Source organism: Streptomyces jumonjinensis, from assembly GCF_009600885.1.
Taxonomy (GTDB): domain Bacteria; phylum Actinomycetota; class Actinomycetes; order Streptomycetales; family Streptomycetaceae; genus Streptomyces; species Streptomyces jumonjinensis.
Map to the genome: position 1 here is coordinate 1 of NZ_VCLA01000184.1, position 5,454 is coordinate 5,454.

Sequence of the window (5,454 nt, forward strand, 5' to 3'; positions counted from 1 at the left end):
TCATGCCTTCAGTGTCGCCACGCATCCGTCTCCCCGCACGGCCGGGAACCGCCCCGGCCCAGTACTGGTGATGCAGAGAGTCGCCACCGTGCCGCAGAGACGCTGTTGATCATTCAACATCTGACGTTGCGCGTGGGTTCATGTGTCGTACACGAGAGGCTTCAACACTTTGTCCCGGCCCGTGTCGAACCGTGACCGGGCCATGGATGCAGGCAATTACTGGAGGTCACTGATGGTCAGGCGTCGCGAGTTGCTCGGGATGGTCGGCACGACCGTCGGAGCGGGAGTGCTGGCAATGGGCACGGCCGAGGCCGCTCCGCAGGATGCGCGGAAGCATCGCAGGCCCTCGCACCGAACGCTCAAGGTCATGCAGTTCAACATCTGGCTCGGCGGCAGCCGGGTGCCGGGCGGCCGGGCGGGTATCGCCGACACCATCGCCGCGGTCGAGCCGGACGTGGTGATGCTCAGCGAGTCGAACCCGGAGCGGGTGGCCAATCTCCTGGCCGATCTCGCCGAGCGCGGGCTGACCTACTTCGACAACGAGAACCCGGTCGATCCTGCGGTGATCTCGCGCTACCCGATCATCGAGCACGCGTCATTCCCGTCCTGGTCGAAGGCTGTCGTCTCGGTAGACGGCACCGAGGTCGCGGCTTACTCAGGGCACTTGGAGTACCGCTATTACGTCAACTACCTGCCGCGTGGCTACGGCGGCGGCACGCCGTCGCCCCTGGAGACCTCCGAGTACGGCTGGGGCGAGATCCCGACCGGTCCGATCACCGATGTCGGCCTGATCACGCGGCTCAACGCGGCCTCGGGACGCACGAAGGTGACGAGGACGGTGCTCGCGGACGCCGCGAAGGAGCGGGTCAAGGGCCGGCTGACGCTGCTGGCCGGTGACTTCAACGAGCCCTCTCACCGGGACTGGAACCACCGGACCCGGAACCTGTTCGACCACAACGGCGCCGTCGTCACGTGGTCGACAACGAAGGCAATCGAGGATGCCGGTTTCCGCGACAGCTATCGCGTGATCCACCCGGACCCCGTCCGCAGGCCGGGCTTCACCTGGCCGAGCGACAACCCGGGCGCCGACGTCGGTCAGCTCACCTGGGCGCCGAAGGCCGACGAGCGAGACCGGATCGACTTCGTCTTCTACCACCCGGACCGGCGGCTCCGGCTGCTCGACAGCGTGATCGTTGGGCCGTCCAGCACCATCGTGCGCAACGAGCGGGTGGAGGAGTCAGGCAGGGACAGGTTCTGGGAGCCCACCTGGACCTGGCCGACCGACCACAAGGCCGTACTCAGCACCTTCCGGGTGGCCACGCGCTGAGCAGGCTCGTCTCCCGTGGGCGGCCGCCGACCCAGGTCGCGGCCACACCGGCCTCGCTTCAGCGCGACCGAACGCGGCGCCCGGGCCGTGATGAGCCCCGACGTCCTCTTCGCGATGTTCCGCGACGGAACCTTCCACGAACCCCAACCCGCCAAGTCAGGCTGAATCGCCGAGAGCCCGCCGTGCTTCAGCCCACAGCCGCTCGAACTCCTCCGCGGAGATCCCGGCCGCCCGCGGCTGGTCCTGCCAGCCGTCCATGGGACCTTCGGCGAGAACCCCGTACTGCCGTTCATAGCGGAACATCGCCGCGCGATCGGCATGATCACGCAAGTGCAGCACTTCTTCCAAAGAGGCCGCCGTCACCGGACGCGAGTCCTGCCCCCGGACCTCAACATGTCGCGCCGCCCAGCCTTCGTCATCGGCCTCGAAATACAGCCACAGAGCTTCGTCCTCGTAGTAGGTGCGGAACCAGGTCGCCATGCCGCAATCCTGACCCACAACCTTGACCAAAGAGACAGAGGCGGGTCTTCGGCGATTTCCGTGAAGGCGGTCAATCCGAGAGGAGTATTCGTCGTCGTAGGAGGCCGAAGCTCGCGCGGCCGTAGGTCTGGCGTTTGAGCATCTTGGTCCGGTTCACGTGGCGGGTTCAGGCAGGCACGGTGCCGCCTGACGGCCTTCTCCACCGCGGTGGCGAGATTGTCGAGCACATGCCAGCGGTCCGCGACCTGTGGAACACCGGGCAGTGCGCGTTCGGCGGCCTCGGCGAACGCGCCGCCGCGGTCGCGGCAGACCATCCGGACCCCAGGGTGCTCGCGTAACCAGGTGGCGAAGGTGTCTGCGGTGTGGTCCGGCAGCACATCGACGGGTCGGCGCGAGGCCATGTCGATCAGGATCGTCCCGAAGACTCGTCCGCGCCGCAGCGAGAGCTCGTCCACGCCCAGCACCTCCACCTTCGGCGGCGCGGGGACGTCGAGCCGGTGGATCGTCCGCAACAGCGTCGACCCGCTCGTCGGGACGGCCATGTGCGCGGTCAGACGTCCGCCGGCCTGGCCGCCCAGTGCCAGCGCGACGCGCTCCAGCAGCCACTGCGCGGCCGGAGTGCGCCGACCGTACCGGACCGTCAGCCCGTCCGCCTGCTCGGCGAATGTCCGCTTCCCGCATGCGGCGTCGTCGCAGAAGAAGCGGCGAACACGCAGCTCGATACCGACCGCGCGTCCGGCGACCGAGATGTCGGCGAGTGTTCGCGCGTAGCGGCTGTGGACCCGCCCGGACGACGTGCCGCGAGCGGGACACACCCCGTCCGACCCGGCGCAACGCGCCCTGATCCGTAACGACTTCCCGACCACAGCGATCAGCCGCGCGTCCGCGGAGGAGCTTGATTGGGGTCTTCGGCGATTTCCGTGAAGGTGATCATGTCCGCTTGCGCGGGATGGCCGGATCGCCGCTGGACGGCCGAGTCCACCAACGCTTAGCGTGAACTCTTGAGTACACGATGTGACCGAGGAGAGCAGTATGAGTTCCATCCCCGTCAGGAACAGCGGAAGCGGGTCGGGCGACTCCGGGGGCCAGGGCGGGAACGAGGGAGACGGTCACCCCGGTCAGCCCTGGACGCCGCCGCAGGACCCGCCGAGCCCGGACGGCAATGCCCCGGAGGGAGACGGCAAGCGCCGCAAGTGAACAAAGAGCCCCATCGCCGGGATCGTCGGGAATTCCTGCACAAGCTCCGCAACTCCGGTGCCCTGCGCACTGACTGGGCATCCGCCTTCGACACGGTGGACCGGGCGTGGTTCCTCCCGGATCTCATGTGGCCTTACGACATGGATTCGAGAACCAGTCGGGCCGCCGACCGCTCCGTCGATCCCGCCGCCTGGTACGGCTGCGCGGACGCCGACGTGCCCATCACCGTGCAGTGGGACGACGGCGACCACCACGGCGCGAGTCCGGGACGGGTCCCGACCTCGTCCGTGTCGATGCCGAGTGTCGTGGCGTCCATGCTGGCCGATCTCGATGTCCGGCCCGGCCAGAAGGTGCTGGAGATCGGGACCGGCTCCGGGTGGAACGCCGGTCTGCTGGCCCACCGTCTCGGTGATGACCGCGTCGTCACGGTCGAAGTGGACAAAGCGGTCGCCGGCGCCGCCCGGGCACGCCTGAACCGACACGGCCTGCACCCGACCGTGGTCACCGGGGACGGGCTCCTCGGCTTCGCAGCGGGGGCGCCGTACGACCGGATCATCGCCACCGTCGGCCTGCGCCGCATCCCCTACTCCTGGGTGGAACAGGCCGTCCCCGGCGGGCTGATCGTCGCGCCCTGGGGAACCGCCTTCGGCAACACCGACCATGTCGTCCGCCTGACCGTGAGCGAAGACGGCCGTGCGGCGTCCGGACGGCTCTCCACGCCGGTGGAGTTCATGAAGGTCCGCTCCCAGCGCCGCCAAGTGCACCAGGCCGCCTACCTGCCTGACGGGTTCCCCGGCAACGCCACAACGGGAACCACGACGCTGAGCGCGGCCGGCCTCGGTGTCGAGAACCGGATGCATCACCCCTTCTCCACCGCCGCTGGGCTCCTCGTACCCGACTGCGTCCTGATGGCCGACCGCCGCGGAAAGAGCGTGAGCACCTGGCTCTACAGCCTGAACGACCTCTCCTGGGCCGCCACGGTCCTCACCGACGGCACGACCGAGAGCACCGTCTACCAGAGCGGGCCCCGCCGGCTCTGGGCCGAGCTGGCCTCCGCCCACCGCTGGTGGACCGAGAACGAGCGTCCCGGCCCCAATCGATTCGGCCTCACCGTCACGCCCGGCGAAGAAACCATCTGGATGGACACACCCGGCAACCCGCTCCCCCGCAGGTAGCCGCAGTGAGGGCCCGAGCTCTGCGGGAGGACCTCGCCCAAGCCGTCGCCGGGACCCCTGACGCCCGTTCGAAGCAGACGGGGACCTGTACGCAGCAGACGTGGTTCGGCGAACTCGGATCCCTCCGAGCAGCTGTTACAGCCTGTCTTGAGGGCATCAGACGCGGCTCCGGGGCCGATTGGGCCGTCCGCCCGTCAGTCGGTGTGCTCAGCGGCCTTCGCCGGGTGCCGGCCGGCCAGGGCGCCGTTCGGCATACGCAGGGCGTGTGACCGGCTGCCGATCCGGGCACGGGCTGCGCCGGGTCGGCGGCGACCTGGACGCCTGTTCCGTAGGCAGTCGGCGGGCGGGGCACACTCGTCGGCCTTTCTTCGCCGCCGGGTTGAATCAGGCAGGCTCACGCGGCGGTTGCAGAACCGCCGCTGGGCATGGGCGGGCCACTTGCCCCGTTGGGCTCCAGCAGCCCGTCCGCGCGATGGACCCGCGCGGTGCTGGGGGCGGTGGAGAAGGGGAAGGGAAGGGTGGCGGGATCCCGTACAACCAAGTGCCCTGTGCGGGAGTCCTGGTGGCCGGCGGCCTCTTCTCGGCCGCCGACCACCAGGACCGAAGGAACACATGAATCCATACAGAGGCGTGCCCGTCGCTTTCGTGCTCTGCGCCTGCACGGTCGTCCCGCTCCTCGCGGCGGCCCCTGCCGCCGCCACCGCCGGTGAGTTGGTCTACACGCCGCGCATCTCGGCGAGTCGTGACACCGTCAAGCCCTCCGCTCCTGCCGGAGTCGCGGCGACGTACCGCGCCGCGACCGGCAAGGCAAAGGTGACCTGGTCCGGGAACAAGGAGAAGGATCTCGCGGGCTATCGCGTATACCGGCGCCTCAAGGGCAGCACCAGCTGGGAGAAGCTGACCACCACGAAGACCACCTCCCACACCGACGCCCCGCCCGCCAGCGGCGAGACCTACTACTACGAGGTCCGTGCCTACGACAAGGCGGGCAACACATCGAAGGGCAGCGTCGACCGTTCCGTCACGAGCGTCGACCGGACGCCTCCCCGGAAGCCCTCAGGGCTCACGTCGACCGACGGACAGCCGGGGATCGCGCTGGCCTGGAAGCCTGTTTCGGAGACGAAGTCCTATGTCGTTCACCGGCGCTGGGACGACGACGGCGGCGACAATCCCCTGGTGAAGATGGCGACGGTGGCGACCCCGTCCTGGCTCGACACCACGGCCAAGGAGAACCTGCACTACAGCTACTGGGTCACGGCCGTGGACGGCCGCGGC

Annotated in this window: 6 protein-coding genes; 4 read left to right on the top strand and 2 right to left on the bottom strand. The window is 69.0% G+C overall.

Going from position 1 to position 5,454, the window contains the following annotated elements; all coding sequences use genetic code 11:
- Window positions 1–169: 169 nt before the first annotated feature.
- The gene (locus tag FF041_RS28890; protein ID WP_228388692.1) at window positions 170–1,327 is read left to right on the top strand and encodes an endonuclease/exonuclease/phosphatase family protein; all 1,158 of its coding nucleotides are present in this window, start codon (window positions 170–172) and stop codon (window positions 1,325–1,327) included.
- Between the two features lie 156 nt (window positions 1,328–1,483).
- Here the strand turns inward: FF041_RS28890 and FF041_RS28895 are convergent, their stop codons facing one another.
- A complete protein-coding gene (locus tag FF041_RS28895; RefSeq protein ID WP_407698208.1) occupies window positions 1,484–1,768 on the bottom strand; it encodes a hypothetical protein in 285 nt (94 codons plus the stop codon).
- Window positions 1,687–2,850: an ISL3 family transposase gene (locus tag FF041_RS40600; protein ID WP_153525538.1), complete on the bottom strand. Its 1,164-nt coding sequence runs from the start codon at window positions 2,848–2,850 to the stop codon at window positions 1,687–1,689. The genes FF041_RS28895 and FF041_RS40600 overlap by 82 nt, the downstream gene beginning before the upstream one ends.
- On the opposite strand from FF041_RS40600, the gene FF041_RS38200 reads away from it, so the two are divergent.
- The 3 genes from FF041_RS38200 to FF041_RS38205 form a co-directional block, all read left to right on the top strand.
- Window positions 2,840–3,004: a hypothetical protein gene (locus FF041_RS38200; protein WP_194292208.1), complete on the top strand. Its 165-nt coding sequence runs from the start codon at window positions 2,840–2,842 to the stop codon at window positions 3,002–3,004. The genes FF041_RS40600 and FF041_RS38200 overlap by 11 nt on opposite strands.
- A 140-nt stretch (window positions 3,005–3,144) precedes the next feature.
- Window positions 3,145–4,179, top strand: a complete 1,035-nt coding sequence (locus tag FF041_RS28905; RefSeq protein ID WP_228388693.1) for a methyltransferase domain-containing protein — start codon at window positions 3,145–3,147, stop codon at window positions 4,177–4,179.
- 612 nt (window positions 4,180–4,791) lie between these two features.
- Window positions 4,792–5,454: fibronectin type III domain-containing protein (locus tag FF041_RS38205; protein ID WP_407698205.1), on the top strand; the 663-nt coding region annotated here is incomplete at its 3' end.

Coding starts and splice junctions, on each gene's coding strand:
- FF041_RS38200 (WP_194292208.1), top strand. CDS start 2,840: ATGAGTTCCATCCCCGTCAGGAACAGCGGAAGCGGGTCGGGCGACTCC.
- FF041_RS40600 (WP_153525538.1), bottom strand. CDS start 2,850: ATGGAACTCATACTGCTCTCCTCGGTCACATCGTGTACTCAAGAGTTC.
- FF041_RS28905 (WP_228388693.1), top strand. CDS start 3,145: ATGGATTCGAGAACCAGTCGGGCCGCCGACCGCTCCGTCGATCCCGCC.